Below are 25,450 nucleotides of genomic sequence, written 5' to 3'. Positions count from 1 at the left end.
AGTTACCTGAGTTTCTGCAATATCTAACGGCTTTATTTGTAATATACTGTAATGAGTCGCCAAAATAGGAATGGCAAATGAGCGCGAGTTTCAAGTCATTAACATGGAAACAGACAACCTTAGTGGTTTTTTCGGCGTTATTTTTTGCCATAGCCATCTTCATCGTCGAAATCGCATTAGTCAGTATTTCAGCCAGACAGCACTTACTTGAAGCACAATATGAATTGCTCAATTCTGTTGAGCAACCTGCAGCTAATGCCGTATGGGCATTAGACGATCACTTAGCTAAGCAGACCTTAACCGGAGTCTTAAAAGTCGAGCATGTTGCGCAGGCCACGATTGAGCTCGATGACGGCATACAATTTGTGTCTATGACCAACTCTTCCAGTGATAGCGCAGTCATAGGTCTACTGAGCGATAGATTGTTTAGTGACTTAAAACAAACCTCACGATTATTGTACCGTCCTACAGCTTCTGGCGTAGCCATCTCTCCCGAAGTCATTGGCACCTTGGTTGTGCATTACAACACCGAGCAGTTGAGCGATTCACTACTATCTCAGCTAAGATTTAGTTTTTTTGCCACCTTACTCAGAGCCTTGCTCGTGACCTTAGTGCTCTCGGTGCTATTTCACCGTTTTTTAACTAAGCCAATAGCCCAAATAAGCGAAGCCATTGATAAAATTGATCCTGAATCCCCAGATGAAAATCTCCTGCCGATGTCGCCAGAACATAAAGATGATGAACTAGGCTTAGTGACCTCTAAATTTAATCAAATCCTCATTCAGTTTGGTCAAACACAAAATAAACTCCGTAAGATGGCGACTCGCGATCCCCTTACCGGACTCTCTAATCGTACCTTACTACTTGAGACCATCGCAATATCGATACAACGCGCCCGGGTGCATCAACAAGCGTTTAGTTTATTGTTTATCGATCTGGATCGTTTTAAAAATATTAACGATTCACTGGGGCACGCTATGGGCGACCAATTTCTTGCCAGAATCGCAAGAGTCTTAGAGCGTGTGATGGGCGATACTGGAACAGTGGCACGTCTTGGTGGCGACGAATTTGTCATTTTAGCCAACGAAGCACACACACCAGATCAAGCCGCTGACTTAGTCGACACGCTATTAATCGAACTGAATATTCCACTGCAACTTAACGAGCATACGATTCATCCAGCCGCCTCAATAGGTATCGCACTCTACCCAGATGACGGCTTGACCGCTGAAGACCTGATTCGCCATGCAGATATTGCCATGTACAGCGCCAAGGCCTCAGGCACCAATCAATGGGCGTTCTTTAAGCAGCAGATGACCGATCGCGCAGCGGTGCGGTTAAGAACCGAAGCATCTCTACACGATGCCTTAAAAAACAATGAGTTTTTGCTACACTTTCAGCCTAAATTTAATATAAAAACCGGCGAAGTTGTTGCCTGTGAAGCGCTAATTCGTTGGAAGAAAGAGGGACGATTAATTAGTCCTATGGCCTTTATTCCCATCGCCGAAGAAACGGGCATCATCATCCCTCTTGGACGCTGGGTGATCGAAGAGGCCTGTAAAACTATCAAGCATTGGCAACGCCGCTACAACGTAGCAATCCCTGTTGCCGTCAATGTGGCCTCACAGCAATTTGCCGATCCCAGTCTAGTACCGGATATTAAACAACTCTCCTTAAGGTACCAAATAGATCCAAACTTGCTCGAGCTTGAGATAACAGAAACCTCATTGATGAATGATATCGAATTGGCCATCAATAAACTTCAGCAACTCAAATCGGCAGGTTTTAGTATTGCTGTGGATGACTTTGGTATTGGTTATTCATCTTTGTCGTACCTTAAACATCTGCCTATTACCACCATGAAAATTGATCGTTGTTTTGTTAACGATTTGCCCCATGAAAGCCCAATCGCCTCGACAATCTTAATGTTAGGCCAGCAGCTTAATTTACACATTGTAGCGGAGGGGATTGAAAATGAAGCCCAATTAGATTGGTTAAAGCAGATGAATTGTGAAATCGGTCAGGGGTTTTACTACAGCCAACCACTGCCGCTAGATGAGTTTGAAGCTAAATATATTGCGCCAAATACCGCGACAATCAGCCAAATCTAAACACTATAAATAAAAGAAAAAAAAGGAGGCTAAGCCTCCTTTAATTACTAACGAACACTAATGTAATATTAGCGACGTAGACCTAGCTTTTTGATCAGCTCTTGGTAGCGAACGTTTTCAGTACGCTTAAGGTAAGCTAGAAGCTTACGACGTGAGCTAACCATACGAAGCAAACCACGACGTGAATGATGATCATGGATGTGCTCTTTGAAGTGACCTTGCAGATGGTTGATCTGTGCAGTCAAAAGAGCTACTTGAACTTCAGTAGAACCAGTATCATTCTCACAACGACCGAAATCAGCCAAAATTTGTGCTTTTACTTCTGTACTTAGTGACATTTTTATCTCCAAAAATAATATAAATACTTTAGCCGATCACTAACTCAGCCAAAGAGAGCGCGATATAGTAACGATTTTAGTCATCACTTGCAAGCATTAAGCCTGCTCATCACGTAAAACAATCAGGCGCTTGGGCGCTAGCAAGCCGTCATCATTCATTTCACCAATACCAACAAATTTGTGCTCATCACCAATGGTAATTCTCACTAATTGGTCAATAGGTAAATTGGCTACCTGAACTGGATTACCATTCATGAGGTAATGTGCCAACTCACTAGATACATTGATCTCTTTAAAGCTACTAACCGCGGTATCCATTGGTAGCAATAACGGGTCGAGCAGCTCTTTCGGTGGGCGCTGCTCACTTTCAGCTCGGGCTAATAACGCCTCTAACTGTTCAAGCGTGACCATCTTGTCATAAGGGTAACCAGCCACACCAGTGCGGCGCAGCATGATGACATGAGCACCGCAACCGAGCATCTCACCTAAATCATCGGTAATGGTGCGAATGTAGGTACCTTTAGAACAATGGATCTCCAAGGTTAGCTCATCACCATCTAGCTTAATAAAATTAAGCTCATATACGGTTATAGGCCTTGCCTCTCTAGGTACTTCAATCCCTTCACGCGCATACTTATACAGTGGTTGACCTTGATATTTCAATGCCGAAAACATTGAAGGCACTTGCATGGTCTCACCGCGAAAAGACGCTAAGGCCTCTTCAAGTTGTGCCTGGGTAAAATTGAGCGGACGCGTTTGTACCACTTCACCATCAGAGTCACTGGTATCGGTGCGTACACCCAGTTTCGCCGTGACTAAATAACGCTTATCTGCATCAAGTAAGTGCTGCGAAAATTTGGTCGCTTCACCAAGGCAGATAGGTAGCATACCGGTAGCTAATGGATCTAAAGCACCGGTATGCCCCGCTTTAGCGGCATTGTATATACGCTTAACACGCTGCAATGCAAAGTTGGAGCTCATCCCAGTGTCTTTATCGAGTAGCACTATGCCGTCGATAAACCGACCTTTAGGTTTACGCGCCATTACTTATCACCTTGCTCATGTTCATCAGTGTCTGCTACGTCAGAACCATGCTCTTTCGCTTTAGCCTGATCAGAGCTGATCACTTGGCTCACCAAGTTAGACATACGCATACCTTCAACTAACGATGCATCATAAATAAATCGAATTTCAGGCATCACACGCAGCTTCATACGGCCGGCGACCAATGAACGAACATATCCAGCGGCGGTTTCTAATGCAGCAAGCTTTTCCTCGACCACAGCTTTGTCCTCTTCAAAGAAGGTAACATAGACTTTGGCGTAGCTGAGATCGCGAGACACATCGACGTCATTGACGGTAACCATACCAATACGCGGATCTTTTATATCACGCTGTAACACTTGAGCAAGCTCTTGCTGGAGCTGCTGAGCAATACGACGGGTACGACTAAATTCTTTTGCCATAATTATTGCCATCTCTTAACTAAAAAAGGCGGCTTGCGCCGCCCCTTTTCGATTATAAGGTTCGAGCGATTTCGATCGTTTCGAAGACCTCTATCTGATCGCCAACTCTGACGTCATTATAGTTCTTCACACCGATACCACACTCCATGCCATTACGCACTTCGCTAACATCATCTTTAAAGCGACGCAGTGACTCAAGTTCACCTTCGTAAATAACCACGTTATCACGCAGTACACGAATTGGCGCGCTACGCTTAATGGTACCTTCGGTAACCATACAGCCAGCAATAGCACCAATCTTAGGCGACTTAAACACATCACGAACTTCAGCAAGACCAATGATCTCTTGCTTAAATTCTGGCGCTAACATGCCGCCCATTGCAGCGCGAACTTCATCGATAAGATGATAGATAACGCTGTAATAACGTAGGTCAACACTTTCGCTGTCGATAGTCTTACGCGCTTGTGCATCGGCACGAACGTTAAAGCCAACCATAATCGCATTTGATGCTGCTGCAAGTGATGCATCAGTCTCGGTCAATCCACCTACACCGCTAGCAATGATGTTAACTTTAACTTCATCGGTAGACAGCTTGTTAAGTGAATCAGAAATCGCTTCAAGTGAACCTTGTACATCGGCCTTAAGCACGATGTTAAGCTCCTGAACTTCGCCTTCTGTCATGTTAGCAAACATGTTTTCAAGCTTAGACTTCTGCTGACGAGCAAGTTTCACATCGCGGAACTTACCTTGACGGTACAGTGCAACTTCACGCGCCTTTCGTTCATCACGTACAACGGTTGCTTCGTCACCAGCTGATGGTACACCTGACAAACCTAAGATCTCGACAGGAATCGATGGACCCGCTTCAGTGATAGCATTACCGTTCTCATCTTTCATCGCACGGACTTTACCGTACTCAAGACCACACAGAACAACATCACCTTGTCTTAGGGTACCTTCTTGAACCAGTACAGTAGCCACAGGGCCACGGCCTTTATCAAGCTTAGATTCCACAACAACACCAGCTGCCATACCTTCACGAACCGCTTTAAGCTCTAATACTTCGGCTTCCAGCAAGATACCTTCAAGTAATTCGTCGATACCTTCACCAGTCTTAGCAGACACGTGACAGAACATGTTGTTTCCGCCCCAATCTTCAGACATTACGCCGTGCTGAGATAACTCAGACTTAACGCGATCCGGATCGGCCTCTGGCTTATCAATTTTGTTCACTGCAACGATAAGCGGAACACCACCGGCTTTAGCGTGTTGAATCGCTTCAATCGTTTGTGGCATCACACCATCATCTGCTGCAACCACCAAAATAACAATATCGGTTGCCTTAGCACCACGAGCACGCATAGCGGTAAACGCCGCGTGACCAGGAGTATCTAAGAAAGTGATCATGCCATTTTCGGTTTCAACGTGGTAAGCACCGATATGCTGGGTAATACCACCCGCTTCACCTGAGGCCACTTTCGCACGACGAATATAGTCGAGTAGCGATGTTTTACCGTGGTCAACGTGACCCATAATGGTCACAACAGGCGCACGTGGCTCCAGCTTAACGTTTCCATCACGGTCTGCAAGTACTTGATGCTCTAGCTCGTTTTCACGAGTTAGCACAACCTTGTGACCCATCTCTTCGGCAACCATCTGCGCTGTTTCTTGATCGAGCACTTGGTTAATCGTAACCATAGAACCCATCTTCATCATCTGCTTGATGATTTCGGTGGCTTTAACGGCCATCTTCTGAGCTAGCTCAGCAACCGTTACGGTTTCACCAATGCTGACATCGCGGCTAACAGCAGCGACAGGCTTGTTAAAGCCATGATCCATTGACTCAGGCGCATTACGCTGATTACGGCCATTACGGTCACGTCCGCCACGAGTATCTTTACCGCCACGTTTTTTATTGGTTGCAGCTTTGCCGCCAGCAGGTTTACGTGCACGACGTCCGCGTTTTTCAGCGTTCATGTCGGCGGTATCTTCTGCAGCACGAGCTTCGGTAGACGTAGTGACATGGTGGTCACCGGTCTTTTCAGACTCTTTACGCAGACGTTCTTCTTCCGCCCAACGCTTCTCGTTTTCTTCTGCTAATCGACGTGCTTCTTCAGCAGCCGCTTTGGCTTCTTCATCGAGTTTTTGTTTTGCTGCTGCTTCTTTTGCTGCTAACAAACGCGCCTCTTCAAGTTTGGCTGCTTTCTCTTCAGCTGTTTCTGGCACTGCTGGCTTAGCTTCAGCGGCTTTTTTAGCTTTGGCTTCAGCTTCGGCTTTTGCCTTAGCTTTTGCTGCGTCGGCTTCAGCCTTAGCTTTAGCTTCTGCAGCGGCTTTTGCCTTAGCTTCTGCTTCTGCCGCAGCTTGGGCTTCTGCTTCTGCCTTGGCTTTAGCTTCTGCTTCAGCTTCTACAGCTGGGTCACGCTTAACAAAGGTACGTTTTTTACGCACTTCAACTTTAACGTCTTTAGATTGACCACCACTGCCTGCAACACTGAGTGTTGACACAGATTTACGCTGTAATGTCATCTTCGTTGGCGTTGCATCGCCACCATGCTGTTTCTTCAAGAAATCAAGCAGTTGCTGCTTTTCTTGTTCTGAAACTGTATCGCTTTTACTTTTCTTAATACCAGCCTCGGAAAATTGCTCAACTAATCGTTCAGCACTTTTGCCAACTTCTACCGCCAGTTTTTCTACTGTAGTTTCTGCCATCTGTAAAATCCCCTCTGTTGATCGACTTATGCTTCTTCGCCAAACCAACAGATATTGCGGGCTGCCATGATGAGCTCACCAGCCTTTTGTTCTGTTAATTCTTCAATCTCGATCAAATCATCAATGCCTTGTTCGGCTAAATCTTCAAGCGTAATTACGCCTTTACTTGCCAGCACATACGCCAAATGACGTTCTAAACCTTCTAAGGCAAGTAAATCTTCGCTCGGCTCAGCACCATCAAGTGCTTCTTCGGACGCCAGAGCCCGTGTAGAGATAGCGGCTTTTGCACGCTCTCTCAATGATTCAACGATATCTTCGTCGAATCCGTCGATGTCCAGTAGCTCACTTTCTGGTACATAAGCAATCTCCTCTAATGAGGTGAAACCTTCATCAGCAAGTACCTGAGCAAAATCTTCATCGACATCCAATGCGCTAACAAACAAGTTAACAACCTTCGCGCTTTCCGCTTGGTGTTTAGCTTGCATATCAGCCACTGTCATTACGTTTAGCTCCCATCCCGATAACTGGGTTGCTAGACGTACGTTTTGACCATTACGACCAATAGCTTGTGCCAATGAATCTGCTTCAACAGCAATATCCATTGAGTGGTTATCTTCATCAACGATGATAGAAGCCACATCAGCTGGTGCCATGGCATTAATCACAAACTGTGCTGGATTATCATCCCAAAGCACAATATCAACACGCTCGCCACCTAACTCATTAGAAACGGCTTGTACACGTGCGCCACGCATACCAACGCATGCACCGATTGGATCGATACGACGGTCGTTGGATTTAACGGCGATTTTTGCACGCGAGCCTGGATCACGAGCAGCGCCCATGATTTCAATCATTTCATCTGCAATTTCAGGCACTTCAACACGGAACAGCTCCATGAGCATTTCCGGTTTTGTACGCGTTAAAAACAGCTGAGCACCACGCGCTTCAGGGCGTACGGCATAAAGTAATGCACGAACGCGGTCACCAGGACGGAAGCTTTCGCGGGAAATCAAGTCTTCTTTAAATAACACTGCATCAGCATTGTTACCTAAATCAACCACGACACTCTCACGGTTACTCTTCTTCACGACACCGGTGATCAACTCGCCTTCTTTCTCACGAAATTGATCCACGATTTGAGCACGTTCAGCTTCACGTACTTTTTGTACGATCACTTGTTTGGCTGTTTGGGTCGTAATACGGTCAAATACCACAGATTCGATCTCATCTTCGATATATTCACCGACTTGGATCTCTGGGTCTTCGTATTTCGCCGCTTCTAATGTAATTTCTCGAAACGGATTTTCTAACGCTTCACCATTATCGTCAACCACCATCCAGCGACGGAAAGTTTCATAAGCACCCGTTTTACGGTCGATAGCGACACGAACTTCAATATCGCCTTCATACTTTTTCTTGGTTGCTGTGGCGAGCGCTATTTCTAACGCTTCAAAAATCTTTTCGCGTGGCACGGCTTTCTCATTTGAAACCGCCTCAGCGACTAGCAGAATCTCTTTATTCATCCTCTTGCCTCGTTCACCTTGAATCCATCAAAACTTAGCGATTAAGTTGCCTTTGCGGATGTTATCCAGGGCAATAATCAGTTCGTTGCCATCGACAGCTAGAGTGAGCATCTGCCCCTCTACACCCACGACGGTACCTTTTAAATTGCGACTACCAGCAACAGGCATAGTCAATTGAACCTTTACGGTTTCACCGATGTAGAGCGCATATTGCGCCGCATTAAATAGTGGTCTATCTACACCTGGAGAAGAAACTTCTAATGTGTATTCGGTTGAAATGGGGTCTTCGACATCGAGTACGGCACTGACTTGACGACTTACGTCGGCACAATCGTCAATAAAGATGCCTTTTTCATTGTCAATATAAACACGCAAGATTGAATGTTTACCCGCATGTACGAATTCAATACCCCAAAGACTGTGGCCTAATGCTTCAACTGGTGCGATAAGCATCTGTTCCAGTTTACTTTCTAAAGTTGCCAAGGTTACCCCCCGAAAAACAAAAAAGGGCCTAAAGCCCCAGTATGACATCGCTAAATAGCGATATTTTAAAAGTCCAGATAACAAAAAACCCCGTAATCACGAGGTCATAGCATTCAGAACCTGTAGCAGTAATGAAGAGTATCTTCATTACTGGGAGCTGGTTGCGGGGGCCGGATTTGAACCGACGACCTTCGGGTTATGAGCCCGACGAGCTACCAAACTGCTCCACCCCGCGTCAACTGCTGCAATTATATGGATAGTCACCCATATTTGCAATAATAAAGCGGCTTAGTTAGCGACTTTATTTAACTCAGACCGATGATAAAACCAATCTAAATTTGGTGCGGATGGGGGGACTTGAACCCCCACGAGCATAGCTCACCACCCCCTCAAGATGGCGTGTCTACCAATTCCACCACATCCGCATGTGATTGTTACACTTTACTATTTTATCTCTACTATCTGGCAGTGAGGACTACCAAGAGACTTAATAGTGACACCCATATTTCACGGTGTCTTGACTTAACCAGTTAGGCTGAGTCTTAGTCAGGAATTTTGTCTTCTGACTGAGTTTGGCTTTCCGTTGCTTCGGTAACTTGCTCAGTCACTGCCGCAGCATCTGTGCCTAAATCTTTCCACGACTCTTCGCTTTTAGCATGGTTTGCACTTAAGTTACCTATGGTTAGACTTAATGCAAAAAATGCGATTGCCAATATGGCAGTAGAACGTGTTAAAAAGTTACCCGACCCTGAAGATCCGAATAACGTTGCTGAAGCACCGGCACCAAAAGAGGCCCCCATATCAGCACCTTTACCCTGCTGGATTAGAATTAGGCCAACTAGACCTAGTGCAACCAACAAGTATATAACCATTAAAACTTCGTACATATTATGCGCTCATTGCTATCGAACATAAACTTAAAAACTCGGTAGAGTTTAAGCTTGCACCGCCTATCAGTCCACCATCTACATCAGGTTGAGCAAATAGATCTGCTGCATTACTCGGCGTTACGCTACCACCGTACAAAATCCTGATATTCTCTCCAATAAATGGAGAAACTTCAGAGAGACGCTTGCGTATAAACGCATGTACTTCTTGTGCCTGCTCTGGCGTAGCGCTCTTACCTGTTCCTACTGCCCATAAAGGTTCGTAGGCGATAATTGCGTTATCAAAAGCCATGGTACCATTTTTTTCAATGACTATGTCTAGCTCTTCAGCTATCACTTCAAAAGTGCGTCTTGCTTCACGAGCTGGACCTGACTCACCAACACATAAGATTGGGGTCAAACCGTGCTTCTGAGCTGCAGCAAATTTCTCTGCTACGATATCACTAGTTTCGCCGTACATACGGCGACGTTCGGAGTGACCGATAATCACATATCGACATCCTGAATCTTTTAGCATTTGCCCTGACACTTCACCAGTATAAGCACCGAAGTCATGTTGACTTACGTTTTGCGCGCCCATTCTGACTAGACAACCATTTAAAGCTTCTTTATTAGCATCAAGCTGCTGCCGCACACTTTCAAGAAATATACTTGGCGGACATAAGACTACTTCCGCAGAATCGTTTTGAAGCTTGGTAGCGAATTTATTAAATAGCTCTTGCGCTAATTGCGCTGTGCCATTCATTTTCCAGTTACCAGCGACCATTGGGCGTCTTAGTGCCATCACTGTCTCCTTCTGAAAGCGGCGTGAATAATAGCGAACCACTTGTGAACTTACAATACCTAAATAACGAATTTTTACGATAAACGCGCCACTCGGCTACTTTTTATCCTTAACGGAGAGTAAACGAACAGGATTTAACCATGAAAGATTAAATCCTATTGATCTTACGCGTAAAAACTAATTAGACCAATGCCCTGATAGCATCGGCGATGGTATTTGCGTGACGAGTCACATCACTGGCTACATCTCCCTCAACCATCACACGGATCAGCGGCTCAGTTCCCGACTTACGTAACAATACCCGACCGCGATCGCCCAGTAGTTTCTCGACCTCAATTTTAGCCGCTAACACGCTCTCAGCTTTGAGTGGATCATGGCTGCCTTCAAAACGAACATTAACCAGGACTTGCGGTAGCATTTTAATGCCTTCGGTCAGTTCTTCCAACGTCGCCTGCTTACGGCACATTGCGGCTAAGACTAAAATACCCGCAATGATACCGTCACCAGTTGTACCGTGATCTAAATTCAAAATATGACCTGAATTTTCGCCGCCAATACGCCATTGGTTCTTTTTCAGCATCTCCATCACATAGCGGTCGCCGACTTTAGAGCGAGCAAAAGCGATGCCTCGCGCCTTAAGGGCAAGATCTAACCCGAGGTTGGACATTAAGGTACCGACAACCCCACCTTTAAGTATGCCTCTGTCCTGTGCATCACAAGCTAAAATATATAGGATCTCGTCACCATCGATCACCTTACCATGACGATTGACCATCATGATGCGATCGCCATCACCATCGAGTGCAATACCTAGATCGGCTTGTTCTGCAATGACCGTTTCACGGATCTTGCCCATTGAGGTGGCCCCCACCTCATGGTTGATATTGGTGCCATTAGGCGATGCACCAATCACAACAACATCGGCGCCAAGCTCACGAAAAACATTAGGGGCAATATGATAAGTGGCGCCATGGGCACAATCGACCACAATTTTAAGCCCTTTGAGGGTATGTTCGGCGGGGAAATTACCTTTGCAATACTCAATATATCGGCCAGGTGCATCTTCGATACGTGACACTTTACCTAGTAGATGAGACTCAACACAGACAAGCGGCTTTTCTAGTTCAGCTTCAATCTCAAGCTCGATGGCATCGTCCAATTTACTGCCATCATTGGAAAAGAATTTAATGCCGTTATCATAATAGGGATTATGTGACGCACTGATCACTACGCCCGCTTCGGCTCTAAAGGTACGGGTTAAATACGCGACCGCAGGCGTCGGCATCGGCCCCATTAGCATCACATTTAATCCGGCAGCAGACAGGCCCGCTTCCATCGCAGATTCAAATAGGTAACCTGAAATTCGCGTATCCTTACCAATAATCACCTTATTGGTACCAGAGCGCGATAATACCCTACCCGCTGCCCAGCCCAATTTTAACGCCAATTCAGGCGTCATTTTACCTGAGCCGACCTTGCCTCTAATGCCATCGGTGCCAAAAAACTTTCTCACAATATTAACCCCTTGAGTCCTTTCTTAGGACTTCATTTTTTACAATGTGTACTGATAAGCATCACTGACTAAGCGACCCAAAAGTGCCGACACTTAACCACAAATGCTGTATTTTATCGCTTATCAAACTCACTTACAGTGTTTTATAGTGCTCCATTGCCTGCATAACGGCAATCATGTCCACAGTCTCTTTTACATCATGCACTCGAAGAATATGTGCACCGCGCTGAAGACTCAACATACCCGCGGCTAAACTGCCGGCTAATCTCTGCTCGACACTTGCTGATAATAATTGGCCGATCATACTCTTACGCGATAACCCTATCAGCAGTGGCAATTCAAAATGCTTAAACTCAGCCAAACGATTCAGTAACTCGTAATTGTGTGCCAAGCTTTTTCCGAATCCGAAACCTGGATCTAGAATAATGTGTGAGCGAGGTATTGAAGCATCAATACAGGCTTGAATACGTTCAGCAAAAAATTGAGTAACATCAGCAATAACATCATTGTATTGAGGCAATTCTTGCATAGTACGAGGCTGACCTTGCATATGCATTAAACAAACAGGGACACCAAGCGCTGCAGCCGTTGTTAACGCGCCCGGTTCTTGCAGTGCCCTGACATCATTAATGAGATCTGCTCCAGCTTTAACCCCCTGCGCCATCACCTGCGCTTTACTGGTATCGATAGATATCCATACCTCGTGACGGGCATGAATATATTCTACCAGTGGGATAACTCTATCTAGCTCTTCTTGTAAAGAAACCTCTGCCGCACCAGGGCGGGTAGACTCGCCGCCAATATCAATAATGTCGGCACCAGCAGCAATCATCTGCTCGGCATGCTGGCAAGCATGTTCAAAATGCGAGTACCTGCCGCCATCAGAAAAAGAATCTGGTGTGGTATTTAATATCCCCATGACTCTAGGTTGATTTAAATCTAATGTTTTCTGTCTACTAACTAATTGCAAAAGAGGATCCTCGATATTGTGACCATTTCTACGCAGAGTAACGTTAATGGTCACAGGAAATGACACTTATCAAATTGTACAGCGAGTAAGTAAATAACGACTCTAAAAATAACTTAGCCGCTAATTTGACCAAACCTACTCACTATTACGCCAGACTCATAACCCATAGGTGGCTCGAAACAAGAAAACCCCTTGCGGGGTTTTCTGTTAGTAACGGTTGATTATTAAGGCATTGACTTATTTAGTCACTGGCGATTCATCAACATTTTTAGCGTCACCTTGTTCAGTAACATCAGTTGGCGTTACTGAATCATCTTGATCTTCTGCAGATGTTGTATCATCGGTAGCCGTTGCCGTGTCGCTGGCGGCTTTTTTGCCACCTTTGTCACCACCGTTACTGCCATTCTCATCCAAATTCCAATCGGCTGGCTGACGAACTTCACGACGTGCCATAAGATCTTCTATTTGCGTTGAATCAAGTGTTTCATACTTCATTAACGCATCTTTCATGGCATGAAGAATGTCTATGTTATCGGTCAAGAATTTTTTGGCTCTGTCATAGTTAGCGTCGATCAGCATTTTGACTTCATCATCGATGATCTTAGCCGTCTCATCAGACATATGCTGTGACTTACCCATGCTACGACCTAAGAACACTTCGTTCTCATCTTCCGCATATAGGACTGGACCCAACTTTTCAGAGAAGCCCCACTGAGTCACCATATTACGGGCGATAGAGGTTGCATACTTAATGTCTTGTGATGCACCAGTAGAGACTCGCTCGCTGCCATAAATCAACTCTTCGGCAAGACGGCCACCATAAGCGACTGAAATCTGGCTCTCTAACTTTCTGCGACTCTGGCTGATTGCATCGGCTTCGGGGAGGAAGAAAGTCACACCTAACGCACGGCCACGAGGAATAATGGTCACCTTATGCACAGGATCATGCTCTGGTACTAAACAGCCCACAATAGCGTGACCCGCTTCGTGATAGGCGGTCATCTCTTTCTCTTCTTCCGACATCACCATGGTGCGGCGCTCTGCGCCCATCATGATCTTGTCTTTAGCGCTTTCAAACTCTTCCATACCAACTACGCGGCGGTTGCCTCGTGCAGCAAAGAGCGCTGCTTCGTTAACAAGGTTGGCCAGATCCGCACCAGAGAAACCTGGTGTACCACGAGCAATCACACTCGCTTTAACATCATCGGCTAATGGTACTTTACGCATATGCACTTTAAGAATTTGCTCACGACCACGCACATCAGGCAAACCAACAACCACCTGACGGTCAAAACGACCTGGACGCAATAGCGCTGCATCGAGTACGTCTGGACGGTTAGTCGCCGCGATAACGATAATACCTTCATTACCTTCAAAACCATCCATCTCAACGAGCATCTGGTTTAGTGTTTGCTCACGCTCATCGTGCCCACCACCAACGCCAGCGCCACGCTGACGACCGACAGCATCAATCTCATCGATAAAGATGATACAAGGCGCTGATTTCTTGGCTTGTTCAAACATGTCACGCACACGTGATGCACCGACACCAACAAACATCTCAACGAAATCTGAACCTGAAATAGTAAAGAAAGGTACTTTCGCCTCACCAGCAATTGCTTTAGCCAGTAGGGTTTTACCTGTACCAGGAGGCCCAACTAGCAGCACGCCCGTTGGAATACGGCCACCTAGTTTTTGGAATTTAGTTGGCTCTCTGAGGTAATCAACCAGCTCTTTAACGTCTTCTTTAGCTTCGTCACAACCAGCAACGTCACCAAAAGTCGTTTTAATCTGATCTTCACTCATCAATTTGGCTTTACTCTTACCAAACGACATCGCGCCCTTACCGCCACCGCCTTGCATCTGGCGCATGAAGAATATCCACACCCCGATAAGCAGTAACATTGGGAACCAAGAAATAAAGATCTGAGTCAAGAAGCCGGATTCCTCCGCCTCTTGGCCTTTCATTATCACCCCTTTGCGATCAAGGTCGTTAATCAGATCTTGGTCATACATCGGCATGATGGTGGTAAATTTTTCGCCGGTTTTTTTAGTCCCTTCGATAGTACGTTGATCACTTTTGATCTCGACAGTATTAATTTGTCCGGAACGCACATCGTCCAAGAATGTTGAATAATCCATCTTCAACGAATTTGATGAAGAGGGGGAGTAGCCCTGAAACACTGACATCAACACTACGGCGATGACAACCCAGAGAATTAAATTTTTTGCCATATCACTCAAAATTACTAGACCTCATAAAGTCTTGCGGTTACTGACGTTAGGTTACTACAACTTGTATCCTGTCGCCACAAGATAGACTTCACGCGAACGCGGTCGCGAAGAGTCTGGCTTACGTGTTTTAACGGTTGTGAAAGCTTCTTTAACCGTTTTCATATAATCGTCAAAGCCCTCCCCCTGAAAGACTTTGACCGCGAAACTGCCGTTAGGTGCCAACACTTGATGACACATATCTAATGCAAGTTCGACCAAATACATGGCCCGCGGCTGATCGACACCGCCTGTACCACTCATATTGGGCGCCATATCAGATAGCACAACATCAACTTTAGCATCACCGACACGTTCAAGTAAGGCCTCGAGCACTTTATCTTCTCGAAAGTCTCCTTGTAAAAAATCGACCCCAACGATTGGGTCCATAGGTAAAATGTCACAGGCGATGACTTTACCCTTATCGCCAGCTAGCTTAACCGCAATTTGCGACCAACCTCCTGGCGCAGCACCTAAATCAACCACTGTCATTCCCGGACGGATTAATTTATCTTTCTGCTGAATCTCTTCAAGTTTAAACGCGGCACGCGAACGTAAGCCCCGCTTTTGCGATAATTTAACATAGTGATCATCGAAATGTTCCTGCATCCAGCGCGAGGAACTTGCTGTTCGTTTTTTACCTGACATTTAAAATCCGTAACAAATATGAGTTACACAAAGGCTATATGAGGGTAGAATAGCGTTTTTTCAACAGTAACTCAGCATAAAGTTGGTAGAAATGAACTTAACAACCAAACAAAAACAGCACTTAAAAGGCTTAGCACATAACCTAAAGCCTGTTGTACAGCTTGGTTCCAATGGTCTGACTGAAGGTGTACTGGCTGAAATTGATAATGCACTCTCTCATCATGAATTAATCAAAGTGAAAGTAGCCTCTGGAGACAGAGAGCTAAAAAATGCAGTCGTTGACGCCATTGTACGCGAAACTCAAGCTGAAAAGGTTCAGCTTATCGGTCACGTATTGGTCCTTTTCCGTCAATCTCCAGAAATGAAGATTGCCATCCCTAGAGCAAAGTAAATTCATTTTGCTTAATAAAAAAGCCGCTATCCATTAGCGGCTTTTTTGTATCACCTGGTCGACTAGATATATTCAACTTTGATGATTTCAAAATCACTGGTGCCACCCGGCGTGGTGATTGAGATTTCATCATTGACATTTTTACCTATCAAACCACGGGCGATAGGTGAGCTAACCGACAACAAATTTTGTTTAATATTAGCTTCATCTTCGCCCACGATGCGATAGGTGAACTCTTCTTCGGTATCAATATTTAAGATAGTCACTGTCGCACCAAAAATAACTCGGCCCGTATTTTCCATCTTAGTCACATCGATGATCTGTGCATTAGACAGTTTACCTTCGATGTCACGTACACGCGCTTCGCACAAACCTTGCTCTTCGCGGGCTGCATGATATTCAGCGTTTTCTTTCAAATCACCTAGCTCTCTGGCAATACCGATCGCTTCAGCAATCTTAGGACGCTTATCAAACTTTAAAAAATCTAACTCTTTACGTAGTTGTTCTGCGCCAACTACAGTCATCGGAACCTTATTCATAGGAACGATCGTCTCCTTAAAAACAAAAGCATCCTAGCCAGCCTGACCCATATTGAGGCCACTGACTAAGTAAAATAACGCGTGGAATTACTCTATTCTATACCGTGATGCTACGAGATGCTATTGAATCACACTCTGTTAATCGTAAGGCCATAAGAACGGTGTATTTTACTCCACCTTGCTTAACATACAACCCGAACAACACAGCAAACATAGTAGGTAATCCATGGCTAAACGACAAGCTATCATAGGAGTATTTATTGTAAATCAACCCCATAAAAAAGGCCGCTACTGCGGCCTTTTTAACGCTCAATAACTCTTAGCCAGTAATACGCTTGTGCAACTCTTGCACCGACGTCACATTAGTACGATCATCTGCAGCGTGCGCCATGCACGTGGCAAAAGCCGCGTTCAATGTCGTCGTGTAGTTAACCTTATAACGCAATGCACCGCGGCGAAGTTGACGTGAGTCTTCAATCGCTTGACGACCTTCGGTGGTATTCACTATGTAGGTGTATTCATCGTTCTTGATGCGGTCAAGAATATGAGGGCGACCTTCGTGCACCTTGTTCACGAGGCGAGGGTTAATGCCCGCTTCGCCTAACACAACAGCTGTGCCGTGAGTGGCATCGATTTCGTAACCAAGCTCTATCAACTTAGCCGCTAAATCGGCAACGCGGTTCTTGTCGCTGTTACGCACAGACAAGAGCGCACGACCCGACTTAGGCACTTCTGATGTCGCGCCAAGCTGTGCTTTTGCATAAGCCTCGGCAAACGTGTCACCAACGCCCATTACTTCACCGGTTGAGCGCATTTCAGGGCCAAGCAATGGGTCAACACCAGGGAATTTATTGAACGGCAATACCACTTCTTTGACTGAGTAGAAAGGTGGGATCACTTCTTGAGTAAAACCTTGCGATGTTAGCGATTGGCCCGCCATCACGCGCGCGGCAATCTTAGCTAACGGCACACCCGTCGCCTTAGAGACGAATGGCACGGTACGTGCTGCGCGAGGGTTAACCTCAATCATGTAGATGTTGTTATCTTGCACCGCAAACTGCACATTCATCAGGCCAACCACTCCCAACTCCATTGCTAGCTTGCCAACCTGCTCGCGCATTTCAGCTTGTATCGCTTGGCTTAGGGTGTATGGTGGCAGAGAACAGCCTGAGTCACCAGAGTGAACCCCCGCTTGCTCGATATGCTCCATAATCGCACCAACCACCACGATTTCACCGTCGCAAATCGCGTCGATATCCACTTCAATCGCGTTGTCGAGGAAACGGTCCAGCAGCACAGGCGAGGCATTAGAGACGCTAACCGCTTCATTAAAGTAGCGACGCAAATCCTGCTCGTCATAGACAATTTCCATTGCACGGCCACCCAGTACATACGATGGACGTACCACGAGCGGATAGCCTATACGCTCGGCAGAAATCACCGCGCCTTCAACCGTGGTTACGGTATCATTTTCAGGCTGTTTCATCTCGAGACGCTGAATCGCTTGCTGGAAACGCTCGCGGTCTTCGGCTCTGTCGATGGCATCAGGACTAGTACCTATAATCGGAACGCCAGCAGCTTCTAAATCTCGCGCCAGTTTAAGTGGCGTTTGACCACCGTACTGTACAATCACCCCCTTGGGCTTTTCGATACGTACAATTTCAAGCACATCTTCAAGGGTTATCGATTCGAAATACAGTCTGTCAGAGGTATCATAATCGGTTGATACCGTCTCTGGGTTACAGTTGACCATGATGGTTTCGTAACCGTCTTCACGCAGTGCTAAAGCGGCGTGAACACAACAGTAATCAAACTCAATACCTTGACCAATACGGTTTGGCCCCCCCCCTATCACCATGATTTTTTCACGGTCTGACGGGTTAGCTTCGCACTCTTCCTCATAGGTAGAGTACATGTAAGCCGTATCGGTTGAGAACTCAGCCGCACAAGTATCGACGCGCTTGTACACCGGATAGATCTCGTGGCGGTAGCGCAATTTGCGCATCTCGGCTTCACTGACACCTAACAGCACGGCAAGACGAGAATCGGCAAAGCCTTTACGCTTGAGCTTGTATAAGAAATCCTTATCCATGCCCGACATACCAACCTCTTTGACTTGCGTCTCTAGGTTAAGCAGCTCTTCAATTTGGATAAGGAACCAAGGGTCGATATTGGTCAGCTTAAAAATCTCTTCTAAGCTCAATTCCGCGCGAAACGCATCGCCAATATACCAAATACGGTCTGCACCAGGTTCTTTGAGCTCGTGTCGAATACGTGACAGCGCATCGTTATCTTTGATATCGATGATAGCGTCGAGACCATTGACGCCCACTTCCAACCCACGCAGCGCTTTTTGCAGCGACTCTTGGAAAGTACGGCCAATCGCCATCACTTCACCCACAGATTTCATCTGAGTGGTTAGACGGTCATTGGCACCGGCAAATTTTTCGAAATTAAAGCGAGGTACCTTAGTCACAACGTAATCGATAGCAGGCTCGAATGAGGCAGGGGTCGCACCACCAGTGATGTCGTTGCTTAGTTCATCTAGGGTAAAACCAACCGCAAGTTTAGCGGCGATTTTAGCAATCGGGAAACCTGTGGCTTTAGATGCCAATGCCGATGAGCGAGACACCCGTGGGTTCATCTCGATGATCACCATGCGCCCATCTAGTGGATTGATACCAAACTGAACGTTAGAGCCACCAGTTTCAACACCGATCTCGCGCAGCACAGCTAATGATGCATTACGCATCAACTGATACTCTTTATCGGTTAACGTCTGTGCTGGAGCAACTGTGATTGAGTCACCCGTGTGAACACCCATTGGATCGAAGTTTTCAATTGAACACACGATGATACAGTTATCGTTGCGATCACGAACCACTTCCATCTCATACTCTTTCCAACCAATTAACGACTCATCAATAAGCAGTTCATTGGTCGGTGAAAGGTCAAGACCTTGAGAACAGATCTCTTCAAACTCTTCCTTGTTGTAAGCGATACCGCCACCGCTACCACCCATGGTAAATGATGGGCGAATAATACAAGGGAATCCGACCTGCTCAAGCACGCCATAAGCATCTTCCATGCTACGGGCGATACCCGCTCGTGGACACTCCAAACCAATCGCCTTCATCGCTTCATCGAAGCGACTACGATCTTCAGCCTTATCGATTGCATCAGCTGTGGCGCCAATCATCTCGACATTAAATTCACTCAATACACCTTCGCTTTCGAGGCGCAATGCACAGTTAAGTGCAGTTTGACCACCCATGGTAGGCAAAATGGCGTCTGGACGCTCTTTGGCAATAATATTGCGTACAACTTCCCACTGGATCGGCTCGATATAGGTCGCATCGGCCATTTCAGGGTCGGTCATGATAGTCGCAGGATTCGAGTTAACCAAAATAACTCGGTAACCCTCTTCACGAAGTGCTTTACAGGCCTGAGCGCCCGAGTAATCGAACTCACACGCTTGCCCAATCACAATCGGGCCGGCACCTAAGATTAGAATACTTTTTATATCTGTACGTTTTGGCATTGCTGAAACCTTCTCCCGGACTACTTAGCGTGGTGACGATATTGTTCAATCAATTCAATAAAGTGATCAAACAAGGGGGCCGCATCATGAGGGCCAGGACTCGCTTCAGGGTGCCCCTGGAAGCTAAAGGCTGGCTTATCGGTAAGATGGATACCTTGTAACGAACCATCAAATAACGACTTATGCGTCACTCTGATATTATCGGGTAGGCTAGCTTCATCAGCGGCAAAACCGTGGTTTTGACTGGTGATCATCACGTTGCCGAGTTCGATGTTGCTCACTGGATGGTTAGCACCATGGTGACCAAACTTCATCTTCAAGGTTTTAGCACCAGAGGCCAGTGCCAGTAATTGATGCCCTAAGCAGATACCAAATACAGGAACGTCAGTCTTCAAAATATCTTGAATCGCACTAATAGCGTAATCGCATGGCTCTGGATCGCCTGGGCCGTTTGATAAAAACACCCCATCAGGATTCATCGCTAACACTTCGCTAGCAGGCGTTTGGGCGGGAACCACTGTCACATCACAACCGCGGTCAACTAACATACGTAAAATATTGCGCTTCACACCATAGTCATAAGCAACGACTTTAAATTTTAGTTCTGCTTTTGGTGTGTCCTCTGGTAGACCGCCGACTAAGCGCCAACTGCCACTGCGCCACTGATATTGCGTGTCGGTGGTGACCTCTTTGGCTAAATCCATGCCTTTTAATCCGGGAAAGGCTTGAGCTGCAGCAAGCGCTTTAGCTTCATCCGTATCACCGACTAAAATAGCGCCAGCCTGCGCGCCTTTTTCCCTTAAAATACGCGTCAGTTTACGCGTATCAATATCAGCGATGCCGACAACATTATTGGCTTTAAGATAATCACTGAGGGATTGCTGATTTCTGAAGTTACTGGCCATTAGTGGTAAATCTCTAATGATTAACCCGCATGCATGCACTGCATCAGATTCGGTATCTTCACTATTGGTTCCAGTGTTACCAATGTGTGGGTAGGTTAAAGTAACAATTTGACGAGAATAGGATGGATCAGTAAGAATCTCTTGGTAACCAGTCATTGAAGTGTTAAAAACGACTTCTCCTACTGCCAGTCCATCAGCACCAATTGCAGTGCCTGAGAATACGGTTCCATCTTCGAGTACGAGTAAGGCAGACTTTGTCAACGCGACCTCCGAAAAGAGCCAAGCCATTGTATAATAGGGTTTTATCTTGCTTTTAAAATACCAACTTCCGCTGAAATACGAAATTTTGACAAATTCCGTCAATTCTATAGGTGAAGTAGCTACTCGTCTATAGTGAAGCGGTATTTTATTTCAAAAAAAAACGCCACGTGGGCGTTTTTGATCAAATACTAATCTTTCAGGCCTAACACCTGCTGCATGTCATAGAGACCCGGATCTTGATCGCCAAGCCAAAATGCGGCGCGCATTGCACCATTAGCAAAGGTCATTCTGCTGGATGCCTTATGGGTGATCTCTAAACGTTCACCGATATCAGCAAACATCGCCGTGTGCTCACCGACTAAATCGCCAGCACGGATGGTCGAGAAACCTATGGTCTCGCGCGAACGCTCTTCCATTATGCCCTCGCGGCCATAAACGGCACATTTTTCAAGATCGCGGCCCAACACCTCAGCAATCACCTCGCCCATTTTTAACGCAGTGCCCGATGGTGCATCTTTTTTATGTCTGTGATGGCCTTCGATGATCTCGATATCGGTATAGTCGCCCATCACCTCGGCGGCTAATTCCAACAAACGCCACATCAAATTCACCCCAACAGACATATTGGGCGCCATCACGATAGGCGTGGTTTCGCCATATGCAGCAATCTGTTCTTTTTGAGCATGGTTAAAGCCTGTGGTACCGATAACGATACCCTTGCCATTGCGTGCACACCAATCGGTATGTACCACGCTGGCTTCAGGAGAAGTGAAGTCGATCAAAATATCAAAGTCATCGACAGCTTGATCGAGCGAATCGGTGATCACCACATTCATCGCCCCGACACCAGCAAGCTCACCAGCATCGACACCAATCAGTGTCGATCCAGCACGCTCAATCGCAGCACCTAAAAAGATATTGCTACTCAGTTTGGCCGATTCAATAAGAGTTCGACCCATTCGGCCGCTGCCACCAGTAATAGCGACTCTTACTTGCTCTGTCATCTACTTCTCCCTTCGATCTATATTGCGCTGTTTTACGGTTTATTATTATGTCCAATAGACCACAAAACTCGCTTTAAATACAATACAAAAAAAAGCCTAAGCAATGGCTTAGGCTATTTTTATTAAAGTATATCGAGCAACTCAACTTCGAACACTAACGCCGAGTATGGCGGGATTGATGCACCAGCACCACGCTCGCCGTAAGCTAGGTGATGCGGAACATACAGCTTCCACTTAGACCCAACAGGCATAAGTTGTAGTGCTTCGGTCCAACCGGCAATCACGCCAGACACAGGGAACTCGGCAGGTTGATCACGTAATACTGAACTGTCAAATACGTCACCACCGATAAAAGTACCATGGTAGTGAGTACGAACAGTAGAATCATAAGCAGGCTTATCACCATTACCTTCGGTAATGATCTCATACTGCAGACCAGACTCTAGGGTTACGACACCTTCACGTTGTTGGTTTTGCGCAAGGAAAGTATCACCTTCTGCAGACGCAGCTGCTGCTGCAGCTTCTTGTACCTTCTGAATACGCTGACTAATTTCAGTGAAGGCAGTTTGAAGATCTTGCATAGAAACCGCACTCTCTTTACCGTCAAACGCATCAGATAGACCAACTTGTACAGCTGAAATATCAATACCTTCAAAAGAGTTTGCCGCTAATTGCTCGCCTAATTGGCGACCGACACCGTAGCTGGCATGCTGTTCAATTGTGGTGAACTTGTCAGACATAATGATAATACTCTCATTTATTCAATTAATTTCGCGGCGGATTTTACCATACTATGCAACAAAAAACTCGCGAATAGCCAATTAGTCACAGCTATTTTTTACCTTAGCTTGGCTTGCCTGATATAAGGGCATCACCTTAGGTTGCATCTGTTGTAAATCGGCAATACGGCGTCCGTGAGACGGATGTGTCGAGAGCAACTCAGGTCCCTGGCTGCCGCCCGCCTTGGCCATATTTTGCCATAGCTCGATACTTTGGCTGGGATCGAACCCCGCCCGAGCCATTAACTCAACGCCCATAATATCGGCCTCACTTTCTTGCTCACGACCATAGGGCAATACAAAGCCCACTTGGGCACCTAAGCCAAGCGCCGCCATATAAAGGTCGCGATTGCCCACCCCGCTGACATCCAGTGCCGCATTCGCCAGCTGCATGCCAACCCCAGTCATCTGCGCCCGAGAGACTTGCTCATTACTGTGATTGGCTAGCACATGTGCCACCTCATGACCGATAACGGTAGCTAGCTGATCTTGATTCGTCGCCACTTTGAGCAAGCCGGTGTACACCCCAATATGGCCACCAGGCAATGCAAAGGCGTTTATCTGCTCAGACTCAAATAGCACCACCTCCCATTTGGGTTGCCCTGCTGGTAATACTGCGGTAATGCGAGAGGCGACGCAGCGAACATAGGCGATACGTTGCTTATCTTTACTTAAGGCTTGTTGCTGTTTCATCTGCTCAAATGATTCGGTGCCCATTTGATCCATCTGCTGCGCCGAAAACAGCAAGGTTTGCGATCGCCCTGTGGGCGACTGATTTGTCGCGCAGCCAGCTAATATGACTAGTATTATCACTGTTATCATTTGTTTCATCATCAATTCCTTTAGGGTCCACCAGCCAGCGACTATAGCCGCATTATGCAACGGATACTCTATCATCATAATACTAGCCCTAATCACAGTAATCTTCCGTCGCAGCAATGGTTCGATACTATGGCTCGATATCATGGCTAAAGGAGCTAGAGGCTATGGGCTTAATCGTTTGATGATAATGCCGAGTAAAGTTGAGCCGTTACAGCATATATTAGCGAGAGTAAGCCATAAAAAAACCTCGCTATGCGAGGTTTTTTTAGTTGCCAACAGACGTTAGCTATTTAAGTCTTGAAAGAACTTTTTCACACCATCGAAAAAGCCTTCAGCTTTAGGGCTGTGCTTCTTTGCCGAACCCGTCAGTGTTTTGTCAAAATCACGCAGTAACTCTTTTTGCTTTTCGCTTAAGTTGACTGGTGTTTCCATCACAACTTTACACAGTAAGTCACCCACTGCATGGCTGCGAACCGATTTCACCCCTTTGCCGCGTAAACGGAACATACGTCCTGTTTGTGTTTCGGCAGGGATCTTAAGGCTCACCTTACCATCTAGGGTAGGCACTTCAATCTCACCGCCCAGGGCTGCAGTGCTAAATGAGATAGGCACTTCACAGTACAGGTTGTTGCCATCACGCACGAAAATAGCATGTTCTCGCACCGTGACTTGAACATATAAGTCACCTGCTGGTGCGCCAAACTCGCCCGCTTCACCTTCGCCAGAGAGACGAATGCGATCGCCAGTATCCACCCCAGCGGGGATTTTAACTGACAGGGTTTTACTCTTCTCGACGCGACCTTCGCCATGACACTTGTTGCAAGGATCTTTAATGATCTTGCCACGGCCATGACACGTTGGACAGGCTTGCTGTACGGCAAAGAAACCTTGGCGCATCTGCACTTGGCCTTGTCCATGACAGGTGCCACATGTGGTTGGCGATGAGCCTCTTTTCGCGCCGCTACCATCACACGCATCACATGCTGCAAGGGTTGGAATGCGTAGCTCTTTGGTTAAGCCTCTCACCGCTTCTTCAAGCGACAATTCGAGGTTGTAACGTAAGTCACTACCGCGCGCTGCTTGACGCTGACCACCACGACGGCCACCACCAAAGATATCGCCAAACACATCGCCGAACACATCACCGAAATCGGCACCGCCGCCGAATCCGCCACCACCACGATTAGGATCGACACCCGCATGACCAAACTGATCATAGGCGGCTTTCTTATCGCTGTCGGTTAGGATTTCGTAGGCTTCTTTTACCTCTTTAAAGCGGGTTTCTGCCTCTTTGTCACCCGGATTACGATCTGGGTGAAACTTCATGGCTAGCCGCTTATAAGCCTTTTTAATCTCGCGTTCGCTGGCGTCACGACCTACGCCTAATACTTCGTAATAATCTCGCTTTGACATAGTCTTATACTTTCTGCGCTAGAGTTGTACGAACGGGCGTTAGAGTTTCCCCATAACGCCCGCTGGAAATAATTTAGGCTAAGCCTGA

At 46.4% G+C, this 25,450-nt stretch carries 21 protein-coding genes and 2 tRNA genes; 2 read left to right on the top strand and 21 right to left on the bottom strand.

Annotation, left to right across the window (positions count from 1 at the left end):
• Positions 1–77 precede the first annotated feature (77 nt).
• Positions 78–2,111: a putative bifunctional diguanylate cyclase/phosphodiesterase gene (locus AC5YB1_RS06780; RefSeq protein ID WP_494521203.1), complete on the top strand. Its 2,034-nt coding sequence runs from the start codon at positions 78–80 to the stop codon at positions 2,109–2,111.
• A 68-nt stretch (positions 2,112–2,179) separates the two neighbouring features.
• On the opposite strand, the gene rpsO is transcribed toward AC5YB1_RS06780, so the two are convergent.
• The 14 genes from rpsO to rlmE all read right to left on the bottom strand — a co-directional run bounded on the left by rpsO (position 2,180) and on the right by rlmE (position 15,707).
• Positions 2,180–2,449 (bottom strand): 30S ribosomal protein S15, encoded by a 270-nt coding sequence (rpsO, locus tag AC5YB1_RS06775; RefSeq protein ID WP_119978316.1) that lies wholly within the window; start codon positions 2,447–2,449, stop codon positions 2,180–2,182.
• A gap of 96 nt (positions 2,450–2,545) precedes the next feature.
• The gene (gene truB, locus AC5YB1_RS06770) at positions 2,546–3,493 is read right to left on the bottom strand and encodes a tRNA pseudouridine(55) synthase TruB (protein WP_475514534.1); all 948 of its coding nucleotides are present in this window, start codon (positions 3,491–3,493) and stop codon (positions 2,546–2,548) included.
• The gene (gene rbfA / locus AC5YB1_RS06765; RefSeq protein WP_475514535.1) at positions 3,493–3,915 is read right to left on the bottom strand and encodes a 30S ribosome-binding factor RbfA; all 423 of its coding nucleotides are present in this window, start codon (positions 3,913–3,915) and stop codon (positions 3,493–3,495) included. The genes truB and rbfA overlap by 1 nt, the downstream gene beginning before the upstream one ends.
• Positions 3,916–3,967: 52 nt before the next feature.
• The gene (infB, locus tag AC5YB1_RS06760) at positions 3,968–6,625 is read right to left on the bottom strand and encodes a translation initiation factor IF-2 (RefSeq protein ID WP_494521202.1); all 2,658 of its coding nucleotides are present in this window, start codon (positions 6,623–6,625) and stop codon (positions 3,968–3,970) included.
• A 26-nt stretch (positions 6,626–6,651) separates the two neighbouring features.
• On the bottom strand, positions 6,652–8,151 hold the full coding sequence (gene nusA, locus AC5YB1_RS06755) for a transcription termination factor NusA (RefSeq protein ID WP_494521201.1): 1,500 nt from the start codon (positions 8,149–8,151) through the stop codon (positions 6,652–6,654).
• Between the two features lie 27 nt (positions 8,152–8,178).
• Entirely contained in the window at positions 8,179–8,634 is a 456-nt protein-coding gene (rimP, locus tag AC5YB1_RS06750) for a ribosome maturation factor RimP (RefSeq protein ID WP_110458239.1), read from the bottom strand.
• A gap of 158 nt (positions 8,635–8,792) precedes the next feature.
• A tRNA-Met gene (locus AC5YB1_RS06745) sits at positions 8,793–8,869 on the bottom strand.
• 104 nt (positions 8,870–8,973) lie between these two features.
• Positions 8,974–9,059, bottom strand: a tRNA-Leu gene (locus AC5YB1_RS06740).
• A gap of 117 nt (positions 9,060–9,176) precedes the next feature.
• The gene (gene secG, locus AC5YB1_RS06735; RefSeq protein WP_494521200.1) at positions 9,177–9,521 is read right to left on the bottom strand and encodes a preprotein translocase subunit SecG; all 345 of its coding nucleotides are present in this window, start codon (positions 9,519–9,521) and stop codon (positions 9,177–9,179) included.
• Position 9,522: 1 nt separating this feature from the next.
• Positions 9,523–10,305, bottom strand: coding sequence for a triose-phosphate isomerase (tpiA, locus tag AC5YB1_RS06730; protein ID WP_110458241.1), 783 nt, complete (start codon positions 10,303–10,305; stop codon positions 9,523–9,525).
• 181 nt (positions 10,306–10,486) lie between these two features.
• Positions 10,487–11,818, bottom strand: coding sequence for a phosphoglucosamine mutase (gene glmM / locus AC5YB1_RS06725; RefSeq protein WP_494521199.1), 1,332 nt, complete (start codon positions 11,816–11,818; stop codon positions 10,487–10,489).
• Between the two features lie 133 nt (positions 11,819–11,951).
• Positions 11,952–12,737, bottom strand: coding sequence for a dihydropteroate synthase (gene folP, locus AC5YB1_RS06720; RefSeq protein ID WP_475517025.1), 786 nt, complete (start codon positions 12,735–12,737; stop codon positions 11,952–11,954).
• Between the two features lie 288 nt (positions 12,738–13,025).
• Positions 13,026–15,023: an ATP-dependent zinc metalloprotease FtsH gene (gene ftsH / locus AC5YB1_RS06715; protein ID WP_494521198.1), complete on the bottom strand. Its 1,998-nt coding sequence runs from the start codon at positions 15,021–15,023 to the stop codon at positions 13,026–13,028.
• Positions 15,024–15,077: 54 nt separating this feature from the next.
• Positions 15,078–15,707, bottom strand: coding sequence for a 23S rRNA (uridine(2552)-2'-O)-methyltransferase RlmE (rlmE, locus tag AC5YB1_RS06710; RefSeq protein WP_110458245.1), 630 nt, complete (start codon positions 15,705–15,707; stop codon positions 15,078–15,080).
• A 91-nt stretch (positions 15,708–15,798) separates the two neighbouring features.
• Here rlmE and yhbY point away from each other — a divergent pair, with 91 nt between their 5' ends.
• Positions 15,799–16,098, top strand: coding sequence for a ribosome assembly RNA-binding protein YhbY (gene yhbY, locus AC5YB1_RS06705; protein ID WP_110458246.1), 300 nt, complete (start codon positions 15,799–15,801; stop codon positions 16,096–16,098).
• 62 nt (positions 16,099–16,160) lie between these two features.
• Here yhbY and greA read toward each other — a convergent pair whose 3' ends face one another.
• From greA to dnaJ, 7 genes are all read right to left on the bottom strand, one after another.
• Complete coding sequence (gene greA, locus AC5YB1_RS06700; RefSeq protein ID WP_475514539.1) at positions 16,161–16,637, bottom strand: transcription elongation factor GreA; 477 nt, start codon at positions 16,635–16,637, stop codon at positions 16,161–16,163.
• A gap of 319 nt (positions 16,638–16,956) precedes the next feature.
• Positions 16,957–20,178: a carbamoyl-phosphate synthase large subunit gene (gene carB, locus AC5YB1_RS06695; RefSeq protein WP_494521197.1), complete on the bottom strand. Its 3,222-nt coding sequence runs from the start codon at positions 20,176–20,178 to the stop codon at positions 16,957–16,959.
• A 20-nt stretch (positions 20,179–20,198) separates the two neighbouring features.
• Positions 20,199–21,371 (bottom strand): glutamine-hydrolyzing carbamoyl-phosphate synthase small subunit, encoded by a 1,173-nt coding sequence (gene carA / locus AC5YB1_RS06690; protein WP_494521196.1) that lies wholly within the window; start codon positions 21,369–21,371, stop codon positions 20,199–20,201.
• Positions 21,372–21,532: 161 nt separating this feature from the next.
• Positions 21,533–22,348 (bottom strand): 4-hydroxy-tetrahydrodipicolinate reductase, encoded by an 816-nt coding sequence (gene dapB / locus AC5YB1_RS06685; protein ID WP_494521195.1) that lies wholly within the window; start codon positions 22,346–22,348, stop codon positions 21,533–21,535.
• A gap of 122 nt (positions 22,349–22,470) precedes the next feature.
• Entirely contained in the window at positions 22,471–23,088 is a 618-nt protein-coding gene (bamJ, locus tag AC5YB1_RS06680) for a BamJ family beta-barrel-assembly machinery protein (RefSeq protein WP_110458251.1), read from the bottom strand.
• A gap of 81 nt (positions 23,089–23,169) precedes the next feature.
• Entirely contained in the window at positions 23,170–23,961 is a 792-nt protein-coding gene (locus tag AC5YB1_RS06675; RefSeq protein ID WP_494521597.1) for a M48 family metallopeptidase, read from the bottom strand.
• Between the two features lie 270 nt (positions 23,962–24,231).
• Entirely contained in the window at positions 24,232–25,362 is a 1,131-nt protein-coding gene (dnaJ, locus tag AC5YB1_RS06670; RefSeq protein WP_110458253.1) for a molecular chaperone DnaJ, read from the bottom strand.
• Positions 25,363–25,450 lie beyond the last annotated feature (88 nt).

The organism is Shewanella sp. 433, assembly GCF_059338565.1.
The sequence above is the reverse complement of the archived record's forward strand: the minus strand, read 5'-3'. Positions and strand labels throughout refer to the sequence as shown.

What these genes read in the sequence shown, in the direction of transcription:
- AC5YB1_RS06780 (WP_494521203.1), top strand. Translation starts at nt 78, where the DNA reads ATGAGCGCGAGTTTCAAGTCATTAACATGGAAACAGACAACCTTAGTG.
- rpsO (WP_119978316.1), bottom strand. Translation starts at nt 2,449, where the DNA reads ATGTCACTAAGTACAGAAGTAAAAGCACAAATTTTGGCTGATTTCGGT.
- truB (WP_475514534.1), bottom strand. Translation starts at nt 3,493, where the DNA reads ATGGCGCGTAAACCTAAAGGTCGGTTTATCGACGGCATAGTGCTACTC.
- rbfA (WP_475514535.1), bottom strand. Translation starts at nt 3,915, where the DNA reads ATGGCAAAAGAATTTAGTCGTACCCGTCGTATTGCTCAGCAGCTCCAG.
- infB (WP_494521202.1), bottom strand. Translation starts at nt 6,625, where the DNA reads ATGGCAGAAACTACAGTAGAAAAACTGGCGGTAGAAGTTGGCAAAAGT.
- nusA (WP_494521201.1), bottom strand. Translation starts at nt 8,151, where the DNA reads ATGAATAAAGAGATTCTGCTAGTCGCTGAGGCGGTTTCAAATGAGAAA.
- secG (WP_494521200.1), bottom strand. Translation starts at nt 9,521, where the DNA reads ATGTACGAAGTTTTAATGGTTATATACTTGTTGGTTGCACTAGGTCTA.
- tpiA (WP_110458241.1), bottom strand. Translation starts at nt 10,305, where the DNA reads ATGGCACTAAGACGCCCAATGGTCGCTGGTAACTGGAAAATGAATGGC.
- folP (WP_475517025.1), bottom strand. Translation starts at nt 12,737, where the DNA reads ATGGGGATATTAAATACCACACCAGATTCTTTTTCTGATGGCGGCAGG.
- ftsH (WP_494521198.1), bottom strand. Translation starts at nt 15,023, where the DNA reads ATGGCAAAAAATTTAATTCTCTGGGTTGTCATCGCCGTAGTGTTGATG.
- rlmE (WP_110458245.1), bottom strand. Translation starts at nt 15,707, where the DNA reads ATGTCAGGTAAAAAACGAACAGCAAGTTCCTCGCGCTGGATGCAGGAA.
- yhbY (WP_110458246.1), top strand. Translation starts at nt 15,799, where the DNA reads ATGAACTTAACAACCAAACAAAAACAGCACTTAAAAGGCTTAGCACAT.
- greA (WP_475514539.1), bottom strand. Translation starts at nt 16,637, where the DNA reads ATGAATAAGGTTCCGATGACTGTAGTTGGCGCAGAACAACTACGTAAA.
- carB (WP_494521197.1), bottom strand. Translation starts at nt 20,178, where the DNA reads ATGCCAAAACGTACAGATATAAAAAGTATTCTAATCTTAGGTGCCGGC.
- carA (WP_494521196.1), bottom strand. Translation starts at nt 21,371, where the DNA reads ATGGCTTGGCTCTTTTCGGAGGTCGCGTTGACAAAGTCTGCCTTACTC.
- dapB (WP_494521195.1), bottom strand. Translation starts at nt 22,348, where the DNA reads ATGACAGAGCAAGTAAGAGTCGCTATTACTGGTGGCAGCGGCCGAATG.
- bamJ (WP_110458251.1), bottom strand. Translation starts at nt 23,088, where the DNA reads ATGTCTGACAAGTTCACCACAATTGAACAGCATGCCAGCTACGGTGTC.
- AC5YB1_RS06675 (WP_494521597.1), bottom strand. Translation starts at nt 23,961, where the DNA reads ATGATGAAACAAATGATAACAGTGATAATACTAGTCATATTAGCTGGC.
- dnaJ (WP_110458253.1), bottom strand. Translation starts at nt 25,362, where the DNA reads ATGTCAAAGCGAGATTATTACGAAGTATTAGGCGTAGGTCGTGACGCC.